The organism is Pseudooceanicola atlanticus (genome assembly GCF_000768315.1).
In the GTDB taxonomy this organism is placed as follows: domain Bacteria; phylum Pseudomonadota; class Alphaproteobacteria; order Rhodobacterales; family Rhodobacteraceae; genus Pseudooceanicola; species Pseudooceanicola atlanticus.
This window is the reverse complement of sequence record NZ_AQQX01000029.1, coordinates 1-20,492: the sequence shown is the minus strand read 5'-3', so window position 1 is coordinate 20,492 and position 20,492 is coordinate 1. Positions and strand designations below refer to the sequence as shown.

Annotated in this window: 20 protein-coding genes; 15 read left to right on the top strand and 5 right to left on the bottom strand. The window is 57.3% G+C overall.

Features of this window, described 5'->3' with window-relative positions; genetic code table 11:
• The first annotated feature begins 471 nt into the window (after positions 1–471).
• The 6 genes from ATO9_RS22520 (at position 472) to ATO9_RS24085 (ending at position 6,116) form a co-directional block, all read left to right on the top strand.
• Entirely contained in the window at positions 472–2,943 is a 2,472-nt protein-coding gene (locus tag ATO9_RS22520) for a helicase C-terminal domain-containing protein (RefSeq protein ID WP_043754827.1), read from the top strand.
• A gap of 165 nt (positions 2,944–3,108) precedes the next feature.
• Positions 3,109–3,714 (top strand): tyrosine-type recombinase/integrase, encoded by a 606-nt coding sequence (locus tag ATO9_RS22515; protein WP_043754825.1) that lies wholly within the window; start codon positions 3,109–3,111, stop codon positions 3,712–3,714.
• Between the two features lie 5 nt (positions 3,715–3,719).
• A complete protein-coding gene (locus tag ATO9_RS22510; protein ID WP_043754824.1) occupies positions 3,720–3,935 on the top strand; it encodes a WGR domain-containing protein in 216 nt (71 codons plus the stop codon).
• Positions 3,936–4,123: 188 nt separating this feature from the next.
• A complete protein-coding gene (locus ATO9_RS24095; protein WP_081979724.1) occupies positions 4,124–4,402 on the top strand; it encodes a hypothetical protein in 279 nt (92 codons plus the stop codon).
• Positions 4,402–5,391: a HesA/MoeB/ThiF family protein gene (locus tag ATO9_RS24090; RefSeq protein WP_081979723.1), complete on the top strand. Its 990-nt coding sequence runs from the start codon at positions 4,402–4,404 to the stop codon at positions 5,389–5,391. Before ATO9_RS24095 ends, ATO9_RS24090 begins: the two co-directional genes overlap by 1 nt.
• The gene (locus ATO9_RS24085) at positions 5,382–6,116 is read left to right on the top strand and encodes a methyltransferase domain-containing protein (protein WP_162183095.1); all 735 of its coding nucleotides are present in this window, start codon (positions 5,382–5,384) and stop codon (positions 6,114–6,116) included. Before ATO9_RS24090 ends, ATO9_RS24085 begins: the two co-directional genes overlap by 10 nt.
• A gap of 163 nt (positions 6,117–6,279) precedes the next feature.
• Here ATO9_RS24085 and rpsK read toward each other — a convergent pair whose 3' ends face one another.
• The 3 genes from rpsK to ATO9_RS22495 all read right to left on the bottom strand — a co-directional run bounded on the left by rpsK (position 6,280) and on the right by ATO9_RS22495 (position 9,171).
• Positions 6,280–6,678 carry a 30S ribosomal protein S11 gene (gene rpsK, locus ATO9_RS22500; RefSeq protein ID WP_052418546.1) on the bottom strand — a complete coding sequence of 133 codons (399 nt, stop codon included), beginning with the start codon at positions 6,676–6,678 and terminating at the stop codon, positions 6,280–6,282.
• Positions 6,679–7,309: 631 nt separating this feature from the next.
• Positions 7,310–7,849: a hypothetical protein gene (locus ATO9_RS24450; RefSeq protein ID WP_162183094.1), complete on the bottom strand. Its 540-nt coding sequence runs from the start codon at positions 7,847–7,849 to the stop codon at positions 7,310–7,312.
• Positions 7,850–8,286: 437 nt separating this feature from the next.
• Positions 8,287–9,171, bottom strand: a complete 885-nt coding sequence (locus ATO9_RS22495; protein WP_043754819.1) for an ArdC family protein — start codon at positions 9,169–9,171, stop codon at positions 8,287–8,289.
• A 488-nt stretch (positions 9,172–9,659) separates the two neighbouring features.
• On the opposite strand from ATO9_RS22495, the gene ATO9_RS22490 reads away from it, so the two are divergent.
• Positions 9,660–9,998, top strand: coding sequence for a hypothetical protein (locus tag ATO9_RS22490; RefSeq protein ID WP_043754833.1), 339 nt, complete (start codon positions 9,660–9,662; stop codon positions 9,996–9,998).
• Here ATO9_RS22490 and mobQ read toward each other — a convergent pair.
• Positions 9,988–11,274 (bottom strand): MobQ family relaxase, encoded by a 1,287-nt coding sequence (gene mobQ / locus ATO9_RS22485; protein WP_043754817.1) that lies wholly within the window; start codon positions 11,272–11,274, stop codon positions 9,988–9,990. The genes ATO9_RS22490 and mobQ overlap by 11 nt on opposite strands.
• Positions 11,275–11,915: 641 nt before the next feature.
• Between mobQ and ATO9_RS22480 the strand changes: the two genes are divergently transcribed.
• From ATO9_RS22480 to ATO9_RS22445, 8 genes are all read left to right on the top strand, one after another.
• Positions 11,916–12,194, top strand: coding sequence for a hypothetical protein (locus ATO9_RS22480; RefSeq protein WP_043754815.1), 279 nt, complete (start codon positions 11,916–11,918; stop codon positions 12,192–12,194).
• Positions 12,194–13,849: a type IV secretory system conjugative DNA transfer family protein gene (locus ATO9_RS22475; protein ID WP_043754812.1), complete on the top strand. Its 1,656-nt coding sequence runs from the start codon at positions 12,194–12,196 to the stop codon at positions 13,847–13,849. Before ATO9_RS22480 ends, ATO9_RS22475 begins: the two co-directional genes overlap by 1 nt.
• A 17-nt stretch (positions 13,850–13,866) precedes the next feature.
• Complete coding sequence (locus ATO9_RS22470) at positions 13,867–14,418, top strand: hypothetical protein (protein ID WP_043754809.1); 552 nt, start codon at positions 13,867–13,869, stop codon at positions 14,416–14,418.
• Positions 14,419–14,794: 376 nt separating this feature from the next.
• On the top strand, positions 14,795–15,823 hold the full coding sequence (locus ATO9_RS22465; RefSeq protein ID WP_043754808.1) for a replication initiator protein A: 1,029 nt from the start codon (positions 14,795–14,797) through the stop codon (positions 15,821–15,823).
• A 62-nt stretch (positions 15,824–15,885) separates the two neighbouring features.
• Positions 15,886–16,554 (top strand): ParA family partition ATPase, encoded by a 669-nt coding sequence (parA, locus tag ATO9_RS22460; RefSeq protein ID WP_043754806.1) that lies wholly within the window; start codon positions 15,886–15,888, stop codon positions 16,552–16,554.
• Positions 16,502–16,801, top strand: a complete 300-nt coding sequence (locus ATO9_RS24890; protein WP_238318851.1) for a hypothetical protein — start codon at positions 16,502–16,504, stop codon at positions 16,799–16,801. The genes parA and ATO9_RS24890 overlap by 53 nt, the downstream gene beginning before the upstream one ends.
• 104 nt (positions 16,802–16,905) lie before the next feature.
• On the top strand, positions 16,906–17,592 hold the full coding sequence (locus tag ATO9_RS22450; RefSeq protein ID WP_043754802.1) for a DNA-processing protein DprA: 687 nt from the start codon (positions 16,906–16,908) through the stop codon (positions 17,590–17,592).
• A gap of 91 nt (positions 17,593–17,683) precedes the next feature.
• The gene (locus tag ATO9_RS22445) at positions 17,684–18,202 is read left to right on the top strand and encodes a phosphoribosyltransferase (protein WP_238318850.1); all 519 of its coding nucleotides are present in this window, start codon (positions 17,684–17,686) and stop codon (positions 18,200–18,202) included.
• An 80-nt stretch (positions 18,203–18,282) separates the two neighbouring features.
• On the opposite strand, the gene ATO9_RS24080 is transcribed toward ATO9_RS22445, so the two are convergent.
• A complete protein-coding gene (locus ATO9_RS24080; protein ID WP_081979726.1) occupies positions 18,283–20,043 on the bottom strand; it encodes an RNase H family protein in 1,761 nt (586 codons plus the stop codon).
• Positions 20,044–20,492: the final 449 nt, after the last annotated feature.

The following is a 20,492-nucleotide window of genomic DNA, read 5'->3' as shown; positions in this document are numbered from 1 at the left end:
CCTCCCAAGTGTTCGGCGCTCAAGATGAGCCCGGCAAGGAAGGCAACGTAGCTATATCTAGTATAGTCGTGGTGCTCTCGGCTTTCAAGGATGGGGCGCGGCCACCATCATAGGGGCTCACATATTGCTGCGGTGCGTAAGTCATGAGCCACCGAACGCCGCCGCTTTCCCTACAAGCTCAAAAGGGTAGGGTGGTGCGCAAGTCCGGTGCATTTCGTAGGGGCTCACTCTACGGACTGGGGCATTCTGGAAAATTCTTAACCTGATACCTTGGCACAGGCCAGTCCGGATCGATGAAAGCATCTTTGTGTAGATGCGAAACTCGTGTCCCCGGGTCAGAAACGCTGGCGCAACCCCTAGATGAATCTAGATTTTTCAGTACGGTCGTTCAAAGCGGTTACGACTTCGATGCAGCAACTTTGTAGAACGGAATCATCTGTAAGACCGCCAACTAGTATTTGGAGGCGCGCAATGATCGACTGGGACGACGTTTTTGGAGGGAACAACGAACAACCGACGAATCCGCGAGAAATATTCGGGTTACTCGATAAAGCCCCGCGCTTCGAATTCCTCCGTGATGTTCAAGCGGACATCCTGGACGGCTGGTATCGGGACCGCGCCCGGCGCGACACGGTCATTAAGCTCGACACTGGCGGCGGGAAGACAACGTCCGGTCTTCTGATGTTGCAAAGCTGCATCAACGAGGACGTATATCCGGCAGTCTACCTCACCCCGGACAAGTACCTTACCGAACAAGTGCTTTCAGAAGCGGCTGCACTTGGCGTTGACGCCACCGATGATGTGGATGATCCGCGTATCCGCGCGGGCTCTGCGATCTACGTAACCAACATTTTCAAACTCTTTAATGGGCGGTCGATCTTCGGCGTCGGTCGAAGAGGTGTCAGGCTTCCGATTGGCGCGATTATCGTTGATGATGCGCACGCCTGCCTCGCCACAGTAGCGAGCCAGTTCCGCATTCGCCTGAAATCGGATCATCCAGCATACGGCAAGGTCGGAGAACTGTTCGACTCCGCATTGCGCGGGCAGAGTATAGCTGCGGCAACCGCCATTCGAGCGAACGATCCCCACGACTACCTTGAGGTGCCGTTCTGGGACGTGAGAGATAAAGTGGACGACCTTCATGCGATCTTGCACAGGTATAGGGAGACGGATGAACTCGCGTTCACCTATCCGTTTCTCGCCGACCACCTTCATCTGTGTCGTATCGTGATCGGCGGCAGCGAACTTGAAATTGACCCGCTCTTCCCCATCCCCTCAATGGTTCCCTCCTTCGAGGCGGCGAAGCGTCGTATCTATATGAGCGCAACACTTGCGGACGACTCGGTCTTCGTAACGCATTTCGGCGCCGACCCAGACACACTCTCCGATCCTGTAACCCCTGATGTAGCAAACGCTTTGGGCGACCGAATGATCTTGCTGCCGAAGGAAATCAATCGAGACATTAAACGCGAAGAGATCAAACAACTAGTCGTCGACCTCGCACAGGACCGGAACTGCGTCGTCATTGTGCCTTCCAAGCGGGCGGCCGACGAATGGCGCTCGGTCGCGAACCAAGTTCTGATGGGTGAGCAGGTATCACCGGGGGTTGCACGCCTCCGGGCTGGGCATGTCGGCCTCGTCGTACTGGTGAATCGGTACGATGGCGTGGACCTCCCTCAAGACGCTTGCCGCGTGCTTGTGATCGATGGACTGCCAGAGGCGAACTCGCTCATCGAGCGGGTGGATAACGTCGTGCTCGGCAACGGTACAGTTGGCCTGCGCCGCCAGATCGAGCGAATCGAGCAAGGTATGGGCCGCGGAGTACGTTCGATCGACGACCATTGTGTCGTCCTGCTCCTCGGAGCGCGCCTGACCGAGCGCCTCCTGTCCGCTGAGGGCAAGCCGCTCTTGTCGAACGCGACACGGACGCAAATCGACATCGCTCAGAGATTGGCCGCACAGTCTCAGGGCGGTTCTATCGATGACGTTCGCGATACTATGATGCTTTGTCTCGATCAGAAAAAAATGTGGACGAATGGAAGTCGAAAGGCGCGTGCTTCCATTCGGCCCGACAAGTCTCTGAGGCTCGACAATACCTCGGTTCACCTGCGCAATGCATTCGACTCAGCATGGTTAGACAACGATCAACGTGCGGCTGAGATCGTGCACAACGAAGTGCAAGAGGCGACTGATCCTGGATTGAAGGCATGGCTTCTCGTCCGAGAGGCTTTTCATCGTCACAGCTTCGATCCAACCGCAGCTCAGGCCCGGCTAGTAAAGGCGCGGGAACACAACAGGCAAGTTTTACGGCCTCTTGTCGGCGTCGATTATGACGCACTCCGCCGTCGCGAGATTCGGCAAGCTGAAGCGGCGCAGGCGGTGCTCCAAAGACATCTTGAGGCCTATGATCGAATCCGCTTCGTCGATGCGCTCGTAGAAGACCTACAGTTCCGCCCCGACACCTCAGAGCAGTTCGAACAAGGCATCGAAGATGCTGGGCGCTTAATCGGGCTGTCGTGCCAGCGACCCGAAAAACGTTTCGGCGAAGGTCCCGACAACCTTTGGCACTTGTTCAATGACACGTTCGCTGTAATCGAGTGCAAAAACGGTGTCACCTCTCAAAACGGAATTTCAAAGAAGGACTTAGGTCAGCTTCAGCAGTCAATGACCTGGTTCAAGGGTCATTACGGGGGAGCCGACGCAACGCCGGTCATAATCCATCCACATTCTAAGGCAGGACCAAAAGCATCTGTTTCCGAAGGTACAAGAGTGATGACGCCAAGGGGCTTGAAGACATTCAACAAGGCTTTGTGTGCTTTTGTCCGGGCGTTGGCAAGTGATGAGAGCGCAGTGCGCAACGTAGAGCGGATCGCGGCTCTCTTGTCAGAGCATCACTTGCAAGCTGAGATGATCCTCCAACACTTCACTAGCGATATTAATTGAGGCTGTTGGCCACTGCGCCGAACATCCACTCGGGCATTAGCCTGCAAGCAACTTAACACTATTGGTAATAGTGTTAAATGCGCGAGCATCTGGACCTGTGGATCGATAGGGCAGGGGGCCGACTATCGCTTCACGATTTAACAGTATTCTAGTAGACTGTTAAATATGAGCGAAATGCGCCTTTACGACACCGCCGGAAACCGGCTCTATTTGAACGCGGAAGAGCGCGCCGCCTTCCTGGCCGTCGCACGCCGGAAACCTGCACGTGATCGTACTCTTTGCGAGACATTGCACTTCACTGGATGTCGGCCATCCGAGCTCCTGGAAATCACTCCGGCCAGGGTGGACCTTTCGGGTGGTACGATCACCATCCGCAGCCTGAAGAAGCGCAAGGATACCTCTGGCAGCTCGAAGATCGTCTACAGAAGCGTTCCGGTCCCACCGGACTACCTGGACACACTTAACACGGCCCACGGGGTCAGAGAGGCCCAGAAATCCCGCAAACAGGCATCTGCTCCGATCTGGCCGCTAAGCCGCGTGCGCGTCTGGCAGATCGTCAAAGGGATCATGACTGAGGCCGGGATACCGGACGCCCCGCACCGCAGCCCGAAGGGTTTGCGCCATGGTTTCGGGATGAACGCGACCGTAAACGGGATTCCACTTCACATGCTCCAAAAGTGGATGGGCCATGCGCAGCTCAGCACTACGGCGATCTATGCCGATGCCGTGGGCAAGGAAGAGCAAGACATTGCCGCCAGGATGTGGGGGTAGGGAACATGCATCTGACCAGAACAAACCCAAACGCCAACCTGCACCGCTTCTATCGCCTGGAGATCGTGCGCGGTCTCTTTGGAGACTGGGGCCTTATGCGCAACTGGGGCCGGATCGGCAGCTCTGGCCAAGTGCGAACAGACTGGTACGACACCGAGGCCGAGGCGAAGAACGCGCGCTTCGAGCTGCACATGGCGAAGGCGAAGCGTGGCTATGATTAGCTGGCCAGAAACGTGCCAGAACCTCCAACGTTTTGCCCAAGGGTTCTGACATGGCCAAGCCTTTGATCTTGTGTAGGGCAGGGTAGGGGGTCAGAACCGACCGTTTTTGACGCAGCTAAACGTGGAAACCATTTTGTATTTTTCGCAACTCGCGCCATAGTAGTAACATTCAAACAGGAGGACTTTTTATGGCTGATGAAAAAAAGGTGCGTGCACCAAGTTCAGTGGTGTTCTCAGGAAAGCCCGCAGGTAAGGCAAGTTTCTCTGCATATTTCCTGAGAGACCTCTATGCGCAAGGACGCATCGACGATGCTTTGATCAAGAGCGTATTACTGGAAAACGGTTTTACCGGAGATGACGTCGAAGGGGCTATGGAGGCTATCACAGCCACAGACGGAGCAATGATAGCAGGATCAAGACAGATTGCACTCGATGCTCTAGCCGAGGTTATTGCGGCTCACAATTAATGAAAATCGCAATTCGGCCTAACATCCGGCTGTCACTAATACAGTCGGATGCCTCTTACTGTCTAATAGCAACAGATCAAAGCCAGCAATTCTTCCACTATGGTGTAGGGCAATTTGAAAGTGATCCTGAGTTCGGCTCTCTTATGAATGGATTTGGCAATTCAAAGACCGAACTGTTTGGATTTTTCTCTCGAAACAAACTATTTGTTCATCAAGAATTTAGTGGTCAGAAAGGTAGTCGTTACTCTCGGCAGAAATCGTACTACGCTAGCCGCTTCAAGAATCTAGACGCAGAGAAACTTCAGGCCAAAGTCGAACAAGCTAAGTGTGCGGTTGTTGGAGTAGGCGGTATCGGATGCCATGTCGCGGACCAGCTCGCGCGAATTGGTGTGCGGGAAATAGTCTTGGTAGATCATGATCGAGTGGAGCCTTCGAACCTTAATCGCCAGGTGCTTTACGAGGAACAGGACGTAGGGCGCGAAAAGACACACGCAGCAGAGAACCGCCTTAAAAACATAAGGCGATCATTAGACGTGTCGACTTTCCCAGATGTTGCTTCATTTCTGAAGAAATGTGATGTTTCGAGCCTCGGCGCAGTGTTTGTTTCTGCTGATGAGAGCCAGTTGGCATTACGTGCTACGCTATCTAGAACTTTGTATCCAAAGGGAATTTTTTCTGTCTATGTGGGCTACAACGGGCACACAGCGATGATTGGTCCGTGTACCATGGCAGGCGTGATGGGGTGTGGAGCTTGTGCCGCTAATCTTTCCGACCTTGATGGGATCACGAAGAACCTCCCCCACATGCTGGCTACGCCAGCTTCGGCATATTCGATCAATGCAATTGCAGCTTCGATTGCCGTTGAAACATGGCTTTCAGTCAATGCGATTGAAAACGACAGGCCATTCACGATTGAGTTTTCGATGGAGACACTGACGGCCGAGCGGAAAGAGGTGCAGCTGATTGAGGGATGTCCAGTATGCGGGTAGGTGAAAATTCATCATACCAAAGGTGGCTTAAAGACGACGACTACTTCTCGGCATTGGCGGTTCTGTCTGTCGGTCCCTTACACCCCCTTGCTGCGCATGCAAACGATAGGTTGTACGATCTCGCCGTCGACGCGGAACATGGCGTCCTGGAGGTCGGCATGGGCTCAGGATGGACGCATAGATTCCTATCAGAAAGCGGTGTTCATGTAACATCTGTTGAGAAGAACGAATTTATGGTTGAGGCCGCAGTTCGAAACGGCGTTGATAAAAATCTGATTATTCACACTGCTGTGGAAGATTGGCTTTCTAGTCAGAGTCCTTCTTCGTTCTCTCTTGTCTGTTTCCAAGCGGTACTAGCCTTTCTGCACGATCCAGTAGCAGTGTTGACGGACTGCATAAACTTAAATGGAGTAAGAAAGGTTCAAATTGTTGATTGGTACCCAGAAACCAGGACCGGCAAAGACCTTGAGATTAAGTCGCTGCGACTGTCCACGATTATTGAAACCCTTGAGAGGGCTGGGTTTAGAAGTTTTCAAATAATTTCAGAAAGTTATGAATCACGAAACACCAGAATTGGTGCAGCCGAAGTATCACGTAGGGTTGTGAGGTATTTTCCTGAAGCGGAAGCTTTTGGAGGCTGGGAGGTGGCCGGTGAAAAAGCTGATCTGCTAGTAGACAACGATTTCCCAAAGCATGCATTCTGCTTAAGTGCGCAAAAGGATTGACCGCTGACATCATTTGCCGATGCGCAGATGACCTTCCTCAGAGGTGGTCGCGGAAATTGGGACCAGTGTTTAAGGTGGATCGCTACAAATAGCGAAAAAGGATGCCGAAGCTGCCCAATCACAGCTTCGGCAGAAAGCTCGCATCAAGTGGCGCTTTGGGTCATTAACCTGCGTCTTTCTTGACTCCCGATGATCCGCCAACCCGGAAATCGCCCTTATCCGCCACAGCGGGGGAAACGTCTCGGATAGACGTGATGTTAAAGCCAATGGCCGCAAGCGCCCGCAAAGCACTTTCCCGACCGCCCCCTGGTCCGTGCACTTCGACTTCGAGCGTTTTTACGCCATGAGCATAGGCTTTCCTACCGGCATCTTCCGCCACCATTTGCGCTGCATACGGGGTGCACTTCCGGCTCCCCTTGAAGCCCATAGTTCCCGCAGAGGACCACGAAATAGCGTTACCTTGCACGTCGGAGATCAGGACCTTCGTATTGTTGTGCGCAGAATTCACGTGCGCGACCGCAGCAACACCTAATCCTGCACCAACAACCGGTCCACCGACCATTACTGTAGCTGCGGCTACAGCCGATCCAACCACGACAGGCGCAGCCAAAGCACCCGTGCTTGCACGGACACAAGCAACCTCGTGCCTCTGACTAAGCGCAATTGGCAATGTTACTTGATCAGTCTTGTTCATTTCCGTCGAAGCCAGCTCACGTTCGGCCTTTTCGCTTTCAGCTACAGAAAAGACGGAAACGGTGTCGTTTGCCTCCTCTATGGCATCAACCCGAGCCACGATTTCAGCAGGCTCCGCCTCTACGAAGATTGCATCGATCAGGGCATCGTCATCCAGTTCTGCCATTTGAGCATGCGTCATTTTGCTAGCTGGAACGACAGGTTTTGTGAGTTTTTCAACCATCTCTTTCACGTTCATGTTCGTCTCCTTCAAAGTGCTTCTCTGAAGGCATTGAAGGTAAACTTTCAGCGCACGGACGTTCATATCAGTCCGTCTCACAGAGACGTCATTAACCTCTGATTTGCCCCATACTTGCTTCATGCGCACAGCATTCGGGCACAAGAAGTCCTCATCCATATCTCGCAGAATATTGGGAATTGGCGGCCGCCCTACTCCGCTTGGTAAGGAGCGGCTTTTGAAGTCCCGAGGGTTCTTTCCTTTGTAAGACATCGTACTCTCCTTAGAATCCTGAAGCGCGGCCCAGGTGCTTTCGCAGTGCTGGGAAGTTGTTTTTCACGCGTCTTTGAATTTTGCGTTTGGCGACCGTTACTTGCTGGACTTCGAGCTCCAGCTTGTCGGCGATTTCCTGGGTCTTGTCCCAATCTGTTCCAGCAGCAAGAATGTGTGTCAAAACTGACCTGGCAGGATCAGTTTTTTCAAACGCCGATAACACCCGTTTGAGATCATGACGCAGAGCTTCATATGCTTCTCGTTCCAAACACTCTTGTTCTGGCGAAACCTCTGTGTGCTTCAAGGCGTTTGCTTGGTGGTGGCGCACCTGCTCTGACTTGGAAGCTCTGCGAACTTCATTACGATTCTGATCATGTTTGTTGCGGAATGTTTCGAGATCACTTTCCCGACCTTCCGCCACCGTCACATTCCCATCGAGGTCGGTCATGAACACGGCAAATTCCGACTTATCGATGCAGCCCTGCCCGGACGGCATTCGACGTGCACGCACGGTCAGCGGTGGATCGGTTGGGGGCCTTTTCTTCGACATAGATCGGTCTCCACACATTCTGCGGGGGCCATGAAGTTACAGCCTCCTTTCTAACATAGGCACGCCAGTCCGCGATTTAGTCAAAAAAGATTCGGTAATTTTCTGAGCCCCCAAGCCTTAACGGGTAGAGGCAACAAGATGGAGCATCTGGAAAATGCGCAAGATTTTCACCTGCAAGACCCGTCGCGAACAGGCGATGCTTATCATCGCGATGCTGACGCTGATCGCTACTGTCATCGCAATTTTCGCATGAGCCCCGGCGCACGTCATTGGGCATCTCATGCCCGTCCGCGCGAAGCGCCGGGCCTGTCGGTAGGTGGCCTTCAGGTTGCCTGCCGACAGGTCACCCTGAAACCGCCCTCGGCCAAGATCACGCCACAACGTAAGAGGCCCCCGCCTGCTGACGGGGGCCTTGATCATTTCAACGGTACGGGCTGTTACTCGGCGGCCATCCGGTCGGCCTGCGCGGTGCGGTCCATGATGTAATCCACGGCCTTCTGCGCCTCGGACGCGGCGCGGAAAATCGCGCGGCTGTCTTCCTTCATTGCCTCAAGCCACCCTTCGACATAGGCCGCGCTCTGGTCAAATTCAGGCTCCACCCCGATCTGCGCGCAAAGCATGCAGTTGCCAATCTCCGCGACCAACTCCTCGAACGCGTAGGCCTTACGATCACTGAACCGACCCAAACGGTCCAGCCGCTTTGTCGCCCCGGTCCAGTGGGTCAGCTCATGCGCCAAGGTGCCGTAATACCCTGCGGCCCGGTGAAACGTGCCAATCGGCGGCATGTGGATGCGGTCGGTCTTGATGTTGTAATAGGCGCGCGGCTCCTCGGTCACGTCGATCTGCGCGCCGGTCGCGGCAAAGAACGCCTCCAGCTCGGGGTCGGCCTCGGTGCCAAGATCACGGGGCGGATCGGGCAGGATGTAGAATTCAGCGGGCAAGCCCTCGATCTGGTCGGCGTTGAACACGCGGTAGGCCTTGGCATAGGGGATCTGGCGTTCCTCGCCGTTCTCGTCCTCGCGCTCGACAGTGCCGTACTTCACAACGGTTGCGGATTTCTCGCCCCTGCGGACATGGCCCCCAAGCTGCTTGGCCTGATTGAACGTCATCCAGCGGGCTGAGCTGTAGTTCTTGGTCATCGCCGTCGCCCAAAGCATCAGGATATTGATGCCCCGATAGGCTTCGCCGTTGAACCGTTCCGGCAAGCTGACCGATACCCCGCCACCGGTCCACGGCTTGCGCCAGGGCGGCGTTCCGGCCTCGATCTGCGCGATGATCTGATTTGTGACATGGGAATAAACGTCAAACTTCTCTGCGGTCATTTGTGACCCTCCTTCGCGTGACGCGGGCCGGGTCTGTTCCCCTTTCCGCCAATGGGCGGGCCTTCCTGTTCTGATCTTTGGAATGCCCATGCATTCCGAAGGGCAGAGCAGGTAAGGGCAAAGCCCGTCCTGCGGCCTGGCGGGGCCGTGACAACCGGGTGGAGGGCGTGAATTTGGGAGGGAACCGCGCGCCTGCGCGTGGGAGGAACCGGAATTCTCGACCGGAACCGACGCCAAAGGCGGCGCTTGCCGGTTTTCTCGGACCTGACAGGATGGCAGGCGGATCACTAGGATTGGAAACTGTCAGGGTTGGGGTAAGCGGGCGTCAGCCCGTCGATCCCCGACCCTGTCTATCGCTCAAAGCGATACCGGCGCACTGCCGGGATCACTGAACTCTATCGAGCCATATCTAACTCGATAATATACGATTGATGCCTTCGTTAGATTCAGGCACAAGACGACCATCATTGTTTCTGTTGGTATGCGCGATGAACCAGGCGATTGACCTCGAACTAAACGTCACCACCGAACAAGGCCTTCGGGGACTTGCTGAGGAGGGACACACGGTCGAAGTGCTGTGCAAAGCCGATCCTGAACGCAAGGGACCAAGCTGGTACGGCCTGTGGATCATGCGGACGGTTGGGAGTGATGGGCAGGAGAAAATCCTTGTCACTGCCAGAACGCGCGTGACGCAGAATGCAATCAGGGTGCGCGAATTCAAGACGGCAACCGGCGTGATTTCATTCCTTGTTGGTGTCGGGTTCTCTCAGGCAAGCATTCCCATGAAGAATGGGGAAACGACCTCTCATCGCCTCGTCAGTGACTGAGACCTGGATCATGGTCGATGTCCCTATCCTTCTCGACCTCCTGATCCTTCTCCTGATCGCGCTCGTCCTTGATCTCCAGCCGCTCGCGTGGCTTATTCAGCACGTCCTTCAGCCGCTCGTTGACAGACGGCTTCCGCCCACCGCGTCCTGTGTCCTCACCCAGATCATACTCGCTGTGACCATCCAGCTTGTGAACCGCCGCCTGGCCGTCGCGCCCGGCGTCCTTCTCCATGATTTCCTTCAGACGCTCCCGCGCATAATTGCGACCTTCCGGCTTTGGCGTGTCGTCCTGGTCCCGTGACCGGCCCACGACCTGCGACAACCGCTCACGGATATCGTCCGACGTGCGCCCGTCACGTTCTTTCGACGTCGCGGCCCGGAGTGCCGCCAGACCGGCAGAGACACGCCCCTGCCCCGCCTCGCGCTCAATGCCGTAGGTCTCCCGCGCGATATCCAGCCGCTCACGCATTTCGCGGAAGGCGGCGCGGGCCTGGCGAGCGGCATGGACAACCGCGCCGCGCTCCGTGACCGGGACGTATTCCCGGCCCTGACGCTCGGCCATCGCCTTCGCCCGCCGCTCCATGGAGTTGGCCGCTGGCCCCAGCTTCAGCTCGGGGTCGCGGTCCAGCTCCTCGGCGGACAGCTTGTCGCCACGATCCAGCGCCGTCTCGCGCTGCGCTTCGAGCGACCGGTGATCGACGCGCTCGACTTCCCCGACACGCTCAAGCGCGCGGTTCTGCAACTCGGCCCAGAGGCCGCGCATCTGCTCGATCTCTACGCCGCCGGTCTTCGCGGAATCGAGAACCCGCGTCTTGGCGGTGAAGCCAGAGGCTTCCAGCTTGCGGGTGGAGGTCAGGACGTGGGCGTGATGATTGCGCTGATCACCTTCCCGGTGCGGCGCGTGGATCGCCACATCAACGGCTACGCCATAGCGGCTGACCAGTTCCTGGGCGAAGTCGCGCGTGATCTGGGAGCGGTCCTCGGCGCTGATCTCGGACGGCAGGGCCAGTTCCCATTCGCGGGCGGTGACGGAGTTGCGGCGGGTCTCGCTGGCCTCGGCCTCGTTCCAGAGGCGGGACCGATCCGAGGCCCAGTCCGGGGCGTCCTTGGGCGTCAGAATGAAGGTCTCCTCGATGCCCTGCTTGCGGGTGTAATCGTGGACACGGCCTTCGCGCTGGCACTCGATGCGCTCCCCGACACGGTAGGCTGCCGCCGCCGTGGCGGAGCGCCCGGCGCTGCGTTTGATCGTCTTCACGGAGAGGTGGTAGCTGGCCATGCGCCCTCGCCTCGCCTGTGATGCAAACGCGCCCACGCGCCGGAGCTGATCCGTGCCGGTGCCCTGACATTGGGCATCGGATCAGCCGTCTTTTCTCCGCAAGAGTGCGCCTGGAACCGGCGCGGTCTGAGGGGAAAAGACAGCCCGCTTGAGGCGAGCCAACGGCTCTCCGACGCGCGGGTTTGCCAGTGATCTGTCCCCAGATCCCCAGCCTTATGGGGGGCGGGATCTGGGGACAGATCACTGGCGGTTTGCCGGGGGCAAACCCGGTTCGTGTCGGCACCGTCAGGTCCGACAACACGAACCTCCCGCAAGGGAGACGCCAGCGGCAGACCGGCCCCCACCGTGGGGCATCGGGCGAGACGCTGGCGCGACCTTGCGGGACGCGATCCAACCGCTGAGGTTGGGCTGGGATGGTTTGGAAGGGGCGGCGCGCCCTTCCATGTCGCGGCGGCACGCGGCAAAGGGGATGGCCATCGGCCGGGGCGTTGCCCCAGAGAGATCGCACGCAAATCTTGGAACCGTAGGTGGAGAGTTTGCATAAGTGCGCCCTTGTCCTTTACAGGCCTACGGGTAAGCGCTACCGATAGTTGTTGCAAGCCTAACCTTTACACCTGCCCTCTTTGAAGTGGATTCCCGAATTGGCCGAGACTGAGCTTGAACGCGCCGAGAAACGCTATGCCCAGGCCAAGGCCCGCCTTCAGGCGCTGAAGAACCGGGAAGCCACCAGACAGCGCAAGCTGGATACCAGGCGCAAGGTGATCCTGGGCGGGGCGCTCATGGACCTCGCGGAACGGGACTCCAGCGCTGCCGCTATGCTCGACCGGCTGATCCGCAACCTCTCCCGTGAACAGGACCGCAAGGCCTTTGCGGAATGGGACGCCCCCTCCCCTGCCCCTACCGATGAGGACGCGTCCTGATGCGGAGCGTGATGCTCGTCTTCGGTGGGCTGTTCCGCTTCTTCGGTCGGCTGATCTTCACGCCCATCCTGTTGGGCTGGATGATTGGCGCTGTCCTCTTTGGAGCGATGCTCGGAACGCTTGTGGCCACCCCGTTCATCTTTGCCTTCTTCGACCAGACACCGGGCGAAAGCGCCTGGCAGTGGCTGGTCTTCGGTCCCTTCATGTTTGTGGGTGCTGTCTTCGGGTTCCAGTACTGGCGCATGGCTTCCGGGGCCGATGCCTATTTCGGACTGACCGGCGACAGCCACGGCTCGGCGCGGTTTGCGAACCGCAAAGAGCTGAAGAAGCTTCAGCGGGAAGACGGCCTCCTGATCGGACGCAATCCACACACCGGACGGCTGCTGCACTATGACGGCCCGGCGCACCTAATCACCCTCGCCCCGACGCGCGCCGGGAAAGGTGTCGGCACCGTGATCCCGAACCTGTTGGCGGCGGAACGCTCGGTGCTGGTGATCGACCCCAAGGGCGAGAATGCCCGGATCGCCGGGGACGCCCGGCGGCGGTTCGGGACGGTCCATGTCCTCGATCCGTTTGAGGTCAGTGGCCATCCCTCTGCCGCCTATAACCCACTCGACCGGCTGACCCCGGACAGTCTCGATCTGGGCGAGGATGCGGCCTCCCTGACAGAGGCCCTGGTGATGGACCCGCCGGGACAGGTGACGGAAGCGCATTGGAACGAGGAAGCCAAAGCCATCCTCGGCGGGTTGATCATGTTCTGCGTCTGCCACGAGGATCGCGACCGCCGGTCTCTCGCCACCGTCCGGGAATATCTCACCCTGCCCCCGGAAAAGCTGCGCGCTCTGTTGGAGCTGATGCAGGACAGCGACGAGGCAGGCGGGCTGATCGCCCGCGCCGCTAACCGCTTCCTCGGCAAGGCGGATCGGGAAGCCGCCTCAGTCCTGTCGAACGCGCAACGGCACACGCACTTTCTGGACAGCCCCCGGATCGCAAAGTGCCTGGCGCGGTCGGACTTCGCCTTCTCCGATCTGCGCCACCGCATCACCTCCGTCTTCCTGGTGTTGCCGCCCAACCGGATGGATGCTTACAGCCGCTGGCTGCGCCTTCTGGTCTCTCAGGCCCTCCAGGACATCGCGCGGGACGCTGAACGGCCTCAGGGTGCTTCAGAGGGCCGTTCTGAGCGCCTCAAGGCCCCTGCCCTCTTCCTCCTCGATGAATTCGCCGCCCTGGGCCGTCTGGAGGCCGTGGAGCGCGCCATGGGGCTGATGGCGGGCTATGGGCTTCAGCTCTGGCCGATCCTGCAGGACATGAGCCAGCTCAAGGACCTCTATGGCGAACGCGTTGGCACCTTCATCGCCAATGCCGGGGTGCAACAGGTCTTCGGGGTGAATGACTTCGAGACGGCCAAGTGGCTGAGCCAGATGATTGGCCAGGAAACCGCCGGGTTCCAGACCGATAGCTTCAAGCCCGGCGATGGCCCCAGCTTTTCGAACAACCTCACGGGCCGCGATCTGCTGACCCCTGATGAAATCATGCAGCTTCCACCGGATCGTCAGCTCCTGCGCGTCCAGGGGCAGGCCACCGCCGTCGCGCAAAAGCTGCGCTACTACGCCGATCCTGAATTTGCCGGGCTGTTCACACCAGACGCCCGATAACCCGAAAGCCATCCGCCATGTCCGACACACCCGCCGCCCCCGCCCCGCTCTCAGATGACGATCTGCGCGAGACGCTCGATCTTCTCGCTACGGCAGTCGCTAGCATCTCGGATCGGGTGGATGATCAGACGCGGGTGCTCGACCGCGTGAACAAGACGGCGACAGAAGCCCGCTCTGCTGCCTTCGCTGCTCAAAAGCAGACCGCCCCGGAACACTATGGCGAGATTGTCGGCGCGACCATCGACGGCAGAATCGGGGATACCCTCACCCGTGTTGGCCAGATGGCCGGTGATCTTCTCCGGGCGTCGAACCACACTCAGGAGGTTCTCAGGAAAGTCGAAGATGCCAGGTCGGACACCATGCGCCAGCTCTGGGAACGGGAACAGAAGCTGGATCGTTTCAAAAGCCGTCTGCCATGGTTCGGTCTGGGTGCTGTCGTTTTGGCTCTTGTCCTGACGGTGACGTTTCCTCGTTTCTTAGCCAGCAACGCTTCCATGTGCGCTGTCCTCGGAGCGTCCTGGACCACGACAACCACGGGCGTCGATGCCTGCGTGTTTTACCAACGGTGAGCGGTGAAGTGCTGATGGTGGTCGGTTCTGGAGGCTATGGGGTAGTGAAATATCGCATTGTGGTAATGTGGGTTTGTGGGAAGCGAGTAGTAGCTCAAGGGGAGTTAAATAGAGTTATAATAGAGTTACACCGTAGGTTTTGGCGTGTAGGTGACTGTTATTATTACGCTATTCAGAGAGATCGGTGTGTGAAATGACGAATCTCGGTGTGTAGAATGACGAATCCGGGTGTGTGAAATGACGAATCCTCTTGAAAGTAATCCACAGGCATCGCGGTGTGTGAAATGACGAGTCTTGACGTGCGGTGTGTGAAATGACGATAGTAACCCATGGTGGGTGAAATGACGAATCCTGAACGTGCTCGGCGGTGTGTGAAATGACGAATTCACGCTCCCCGTTGCTGCCTGACCGTCATCCGCAAAAAGACCTGTTCGTGTGTGACATCGTGGATGCCGTTCCAAAGGGCGATATGGCCTCGATGGAACACCCGGTTTTCACCCTTTCGACCAAGCCGGACATGAAGCCCCGGCGTTATCAGAATGGCGAGAACTTCATCGAAGTGTCGCCGTCACGATATGGGCTTGCCACCGTGCATGACCGTGATGTTCTGATTTACTGCATCAGCCAGTGCATGGCCGCGCTCAATGAGGGGCGAACGGTTAGCCGGACGCTCCGGTTCAAGGCGCATGACCTACTCGTGGCGACGAACCGGCAGGCGTCTGGTCAAGGCTACAAGCTGCTCAAGGATGCGCTCCGGCGGCTGCAAGGGACGCAGATCGAAACGAACATCCGTCAGGGCGGCAAGGAGTATTTCAGGGTCTTCGGCCTCATTGAGTCTGCGGAAATCGTAAGAGAGACGCGCGACGGGCGGATGCAGGATGTCGAGATTACCCTGTCCGACTGGGTTTTCGACGCCATAGAGAACAACCACGTTCTGACGCTGAACAAGGAATATTTCTTCCTGCGTAAGCCTCTCGAACGGCGGCTCTACGAGCTGGCGCGAAAGCATTGCGGCTCACAGCCAAAATGGAAATGCGGCATTGAGCTCTTGCGCGACAAGTGTGGGTCAAGCTCGACCACGAAGGAATTCCGCCGCCTGCTCGGCAAGATTATCGAGGACGATGCCGCGCATGACCACATGCCCGATTACGTGATGAGCATCGAGGGGGATAATGTGGTCTTCCGTCCCAAGGCGGCTGAGGCGGTCGTCGCCCTGCCCTTCCAGGCGCTGCGGTTCAAAAAGCTCGACACGCACGACGAGGCACGGCGTCTTGCGCCTGGCTGGGATGTCTATGTCCTCGAAAGCGAGTGGCGGTCGTGGGTCCACGACAAGGCCATCGACGTGAAGGACGCGGACAAGCATTTCTTGGCGTTCTGCAAGAAACGTGGCGCGTACAAGCACTAAAAAAACGCACAAATGTGGGTTTGTGCCTTTACGCATTACCACGAATGTGGTGAGGTTGATTTATGATAATATCTTTTCTGAACCAAAAAGGCGGCGTCGGCAAAACCACCCTCTCGGTGAACGTGGCGGGCTGTCTGGCACGCCAGGGGCATCGGGTGTTGCTGATAGACGCGGACAAGCAAGGCTCGGCCACGACATGGGCGAGCCTGCGAGAAGATGCGCCCTTCCAGGTCGTGAGCATGGCTCGGGCAAACATGGCACGGGACGCGCTCAAGCTGGCCCAAGATTACGACCACACAATCATCGACGGGCCACCCCACGCCGAAGAGATCGCGCGGTCCTGTATCGTGGCCTCGGACTTCGTGGCGCTTCCGATTGAGCCCTCGGGGCTTTCGACCTGGGCATCCGACTTGACGGTACGCCAAGTGAAGGAGGCGCAAGAATTTAAGCCAACCCTCAAATGTGGGTTTGTGGTTTCCCGCAAAATAGGGAAAACCGTGATTGGCCGGGATATCCGCAACATGGCCGCAGAAGCGGGCTTGCCGATTTTGGAAAGCGAAATCGAGCAGCGGGTCGCCTTCGCGGAAGGCATGACCATGGGGCAAACGATTTTCGAGTGGGCAAGCGAAAGCAATGCCGCCCGCGAGATTGAACACCTAACGAAAGAGATTGAGCGGTATGTCGAAGAAGACGTTTTCAGCGGCTCCGAAGCCAAAGCAGCCCACGGATGACCAAATCCTCGCGTTCGAGCGAGGCGGGGCAGGGCATGACACGACACGGGCATCAAAGCCGGTGGCGAAAACTGCGGCAACGGATGAACCGACAAAGCGCCTGAGCCTCGACCTACCGGCCAGCCTGCACACGCGGTTCAAGACCGCTTGTAGTGCGACCGACCGGAAGATGGTCGGTGAGCTGCAAGCCTATATCGAGGCGCGAACGAAGGAACTGGAAGACGAGGCGGGAATAACCCGCAAATGAACAAAAGCACAAATGTGGTTTGTGTGAAATTTTGCACGAACTCGAATTTGTGATGTAAAACCAAAGGGGAGGGCGGTGACGCAAAAGGCATCGCTAGGACGGAAATGCAAGCAGAGCTAAGAACGAGAGAAGCCCTTGGGCCGCTTGGCCCAGTTGAAGAGAAGAACGCCCCGGACGTGTTGTACACGGCGGGCGATACCTCGTTGCTGACCGAAGGCTCCCGCGTGGCAATCGTCGGCTCCCGCAAGGCCACGACGGACGGCATCAAACGCGCAAAGGCCGTAACGCGGGCGCTCGTAGAGCAAGGCATCATCGTAGTAAGTGGGTTGGCGGATGGCATCGACACGGTGGCACACCGCACCGCGATTGAAGAGGGCGGGCGCACCATTGCCGTGCTTGGCACTCCCTTATCCAAGGCGTATCCGGCGAAGAATGCGGGGCTGCTCGAAGAGATAAAGCGCAACCACCTTGCGATTTCACAATTTCCCGAAGGCTATCCGGGGAAAGGAGAGAACTTCCCACGTCGCAACCGGACGATGGCGCTCATCTGCGATGCGACCATTGTTATCGAGGCGAGCGAGAAGAGCGGGACACGCCACCAGGGCTGGGAAGCCATTCGGCTCGGGCGCGACCTCTACCTCCTTGAGAACGTCGCGACCGACCCGAACCTAACCTGGCCAAAACAACTCATCGAGTACGGGGCGCAGGTTCTGCGCCGTGAGAACTTGCCGGATATCCTGCTCGACATCCCAAATTACACTGCCGGGGGCGTGCGTGCCTTCGAGCTATGAGTACGGCACGTTTGCCAATTATTCTCCGCGTGGCACTTCCGACCTTTCGAAACGATCGAGAGGAACTTGTGGTGCCATCAAAGCGGGCAGGGTGGATATCATCGCCTCGGCTGTCCCTCACTTGCGTGACGCCAAGGCCGACAATCTAAAGCCATTCCTGGGGCCAGACGTGACCTTGGTGCCTGCACCGCGTTCTGCACCCCTGCCAGACGGTGCTCTATGGCCTGCCAAGGTCATTTGCGATGTTCTGCACGAGCACGGTTTCGGCCAAGATGTACAAACCTACCTGACCCGAACCAAGGCCGTGCCACGCTCTTCGAATTCGCCGGCGGCTGATAGGCCGCTTGTGCCGGTTCACCTGGATAGCATCGAGGCAGAACGTCCGTTCTTCGTGCCGGACAAAGTCACCATTGTGGATGACGTGCTGACGATGGGGCGCACAAGCTTCGCCTGCGCTGAGCTGTTGCGAGCGGTCTGCCCGGATGCGGAAATCCGCATCTTCGCGATGATACGGACGCAAGGCCTTCAAGATGACATCGAGAAGATAGTGGACCCGGCCACGGGCATCATCGTGGGCTATCCGTCTGGCAAGACGCACCGCGACCCATAAATGCACAAATGTGGTTTTGTGGGCGTTGATTTAATCGCGCATCATTCGCGCGGCTCTTGTTCAGCTCCACATAGAAGGGCTTATACGTCTTTTGCGGTCCCAAGTGGGTCTGGAACAAGGTTAGCCTCACACATCAGGCGAGCTTCTTCGGCTTGTAATCCTGCCAACTTATCTGCTCGTTCATTGTGAGGATCGCCCGCATGTCCCTTTATCCATATGATTTTCACGCGGCGTTGTTGGGCTTCCACCTCGAACTCCTTCCAGAGATCACTGTTTTGTTTCACCACAGCACCTTCGTTGCGAACATGGTGGACGTATTGACTGTCCGTTCGGATGATCACTGATGCCCCAGGTTCTGTGTAGCGAAGAGCTTCAATAACAGCTGTGAGTTCCATACGATTGTTGGTCGTGGCTAGATCATAGCCTGCACGCTCTTCGCCACTATCGTGAACAACCAACGCCCACCCCCCAGGTCGACGTTCCTTTTTCTTCTGTCGCTTGCCGCTGCATAGCGCGCCATCGGTCGAAATCATGATTGTAGCTGCTGAGGTTCTAAAGCGACCCCCTTCATCGACTTGGAAGGGGACATCATCCAAAGATTTTGCCTCCAAGTCAGTTAAAAGGCCGACACCACCCATCCGTCTGCGCGCCTTGCGGTCCGCACCTTCCATCTCCCGCGCGAACCATAAGCGAAAATCCTCTAGAGTTTCGTCAATCGCCCGATCCAGATCATCCATAGTTGCCATGCTGTTGCAGTATGCGAAGGACTCCCCCCAACCGCGCAAAACACGGTCAACCAACACCAAGGTTTGGGCATACCTTTGCCTCGCCGCGAAACTGTTCTCTGTTTTTCGGACCTCGCGGATGGCACCGCGACCAGCAGAGAAATGGTTTCGCACAGTTTCTAGAATACCTTGTCTTGCACTGCGAGAGGGCTGAAGCAAACCAGGTCTGCAATTGTAGCCTAGGAAGTCGAAGCCGTCGTCAATATGGCCTTGCTGGGCCTTCTCCCGCGACACGGTGCTCGCAAATGGATCGTGACACTCAAGACCAAGCTCCGCGAGATGGTTGCGTGCATTGGTGAATGCTTTGCGGACCTTCGTTAGCGTCGTGCCTAGCAGTACAAAATCATCGATAAACCTCGCACACAGGACACCTCTTTCGTTGAAACGTTCATCAAAAGGCTGCAGCAGGATATTTCCAAACAATGGAGACAGCGGAGAGCCTTGCGCAACGCCTTGATCGTCCGTTGGGAATACGCGCCTGTCCTCCCCTAACACTTCTTCATTTCCAAGAGTGACAGTGGTGGCTTCTTCCAGGAGTGCTAGAAGGCGAGTGTCATCCGTGTCCTGTTTGATCCGATCCAAAACAGACTTGCGAGGAATCCCATCAAAGAAGCCAGAAATATCAGAACGAATGTAATACGTGTGCCCTGTTTCAAAGGCATCGTATAGGAATTTGAGCGCGTGCGGCACAGAGCGGTGTGGAACTCCACCGAAGCTACTCGGCTGTTGTCCAGCCTGTCGCGCTATTTGAACTTTGCTTTGAAGGACATCGAGTAAAGCTCGTTCAACCACGCGGTTGTGAACCGAGGCCATGACAATCCCGCGTTTCCCCCCGCTGCTCTTAGTTTTCAGGACGCCTTTCTGCGGGTCAAACTTAAACTCACCGCTTCGCAAACGAGATTGAATGCGGCTTATGTTACGATTTGTAGTGCGTTCAAAGTCTTCTATCGCCTGTCGTGTTTCGTCTGCCTTGGACCTCAGTCCATTGCTTCGAATACGTCGCCACGCCTTATGAAGTGCATCTTGCTTAGTGCATTGTTCAAATAGTCTGCCCATTCCGTGCGGTTCTCTCTGGCGGACGCATCGGTATGCCTCGTCCTGCCTCTGAAGCTGCCTGTTGCTCGTCAGGACCGCACCTTGCATCCGATAGATGCCCTGCGACGGCGACCTGAACGGGCGCTCGGGACGCAAGGTCCTTCGGCCCGCCGCGACCTCCCAAGTGTTCGGCGCTCAAGATGAGCCCGGCAAGGAAGGCAACGTAGAGCGTCGCACGCGGCAAAACCGCGACGACAGAGAGCCAGCCGACTAGGCCAGCAGTGATGCCAGGCGTGCGCGAGGCTGCACTTTCGCCCTGAGGCGAGCATACCGGTTTTTCGCCGGTGTCAAGTGCCGCGTGCGCGCCGGGCACAGGCAGAGCCGTAAAGAAATCTCAATGACCATCCGATACTCCTGTTTCTCTAGTCCACGGAGGGCTATGGCCGGATCAGAGGCAAGGCTCGCCTGTT

Bases quoted from the DNA above. Each gene is read 5' to 3' on its own strand.
- ATO9_RS24450 (WP_162183094.1), bottom strand. From the start codon at position 7,849: ATGTCGAAGAAAAGGCCCCCAACCGATCCACCGCTGACCGTGCGTGCA.
- parA (WP_043754806.1), top strand. From the start codon at position 15,886: ATGATAATATCTTTTCTGAACCAAAAAGGCGGCGTCGGCAAAACCACC.
- ATO9_RS24080 (WP_081979726.1), bottom strand. From the start codon at position 20,043: ATGGGCAGACTATTTGAACAATGCACTAAGCAAGATGCACTTCATAAG.
- ATO9_RS22470 (WP_043754809.1), top strand. From the start codon at position 13,867: ATGTCCGACACACCCGCCGCCCCCGCCCCGCTCTCAGATGACGATCTG.
- ATO9_RS22490 (WP_043754833.1), top strand. From the start codon at position 9,660: ATGAACCAGGCGATTGACCTCGAACTAAACGTCACCACCGAACAAGGC.
- ATO9_RS24890 (WP_238318851.1), top strand. From the start codon at position 16,502: ATGTCGAAGAAGACGTTTTCAGCGGCTCCGAAGCCAAAGCAGCCCACG.
- ATO9_RS24085 (WP_162183095.1), top strand. From the start codon at position 5,382: ATGCGGGTAGGTGAAAATTCATCATACCAAAGGTGGCTTAAAGACGAC.
- ATO9_RS22515 (WP_043754825.1), top strand. From the start codon at position 3,109: ATGAGCGAAATGCGCCTTTACGACACCGCCGGAAACCGGCTCTATTTG.
- rpsK (WP_052418546.1), bottom strand. From the start codon at position 6,678: ATGGTCGGTGGACCGGTTGTTGGTGCAGGATTAGGTGTTGCTGCGGTC.
- ATO9_RS22450 (WP_043754802.1), top strand. From the start codon at position 16,906: ATGCAAGCAGAGCTAAGAACGAGAGAAGCCCTTGGGCCGCTTGGCCCA.
- ATO9_RS22495 (WP_043754819.1), bottom strand. From the start codon at position 9,171: ATGACCGCAGAGAAGTTTGACGTTTATTCCCATGTCACAAATCAGATC.
- ATO9_RS24090 (WP_081979723.1), top strand. From the start codon at position 4,402: ATGAAAATCGCAATTCGGCCTAACATCCGGCTGTCACTAATACAGTCG.
- ATO9_RS22475 (WP_043754812.1), top strand. From the start codon at position 12,194: ATGCGGAGCGTGATGCTCGTCTTCGGTGGGCTGTTCCGCTTCTTCGGT.
- ATO9_RS24095 (WP_081979724.1), top strand. From the start codon at position 4,124: ATGGCTGATGAAAAAAAGGTGCGTGCACCAAGTTCAGTGGTGTTCTCA.
- ATO9_RS22510 (WP_043754824.1), top strand. From the start codon at position 3,720: ATGCATCTGACCAGAACAAACCCAAACGCCAACCTGCACCGCTTCTAT.
- mobQ (WP_043754817.1), bottom strand. From the start codon at position 11,274: ATGGCCAGCTACCACCTCTCCGTGAAGACGATCAAACGCAGCGCCGGG.
- ATO9_RS22465 (WP_043754808.1), top strand. From the start codon at position 14,795: ATGACGAATTCACGCTCCCCGTTGCTGCCTGACCGTCATCCGCAAAAA.
- ATO9_RS22520 (WP_043754827.1), top strand. From the start codon at position 472: ATGATCGACTGGGACGACGTTTTTGGAGGGAACAACGAACAACCGACG.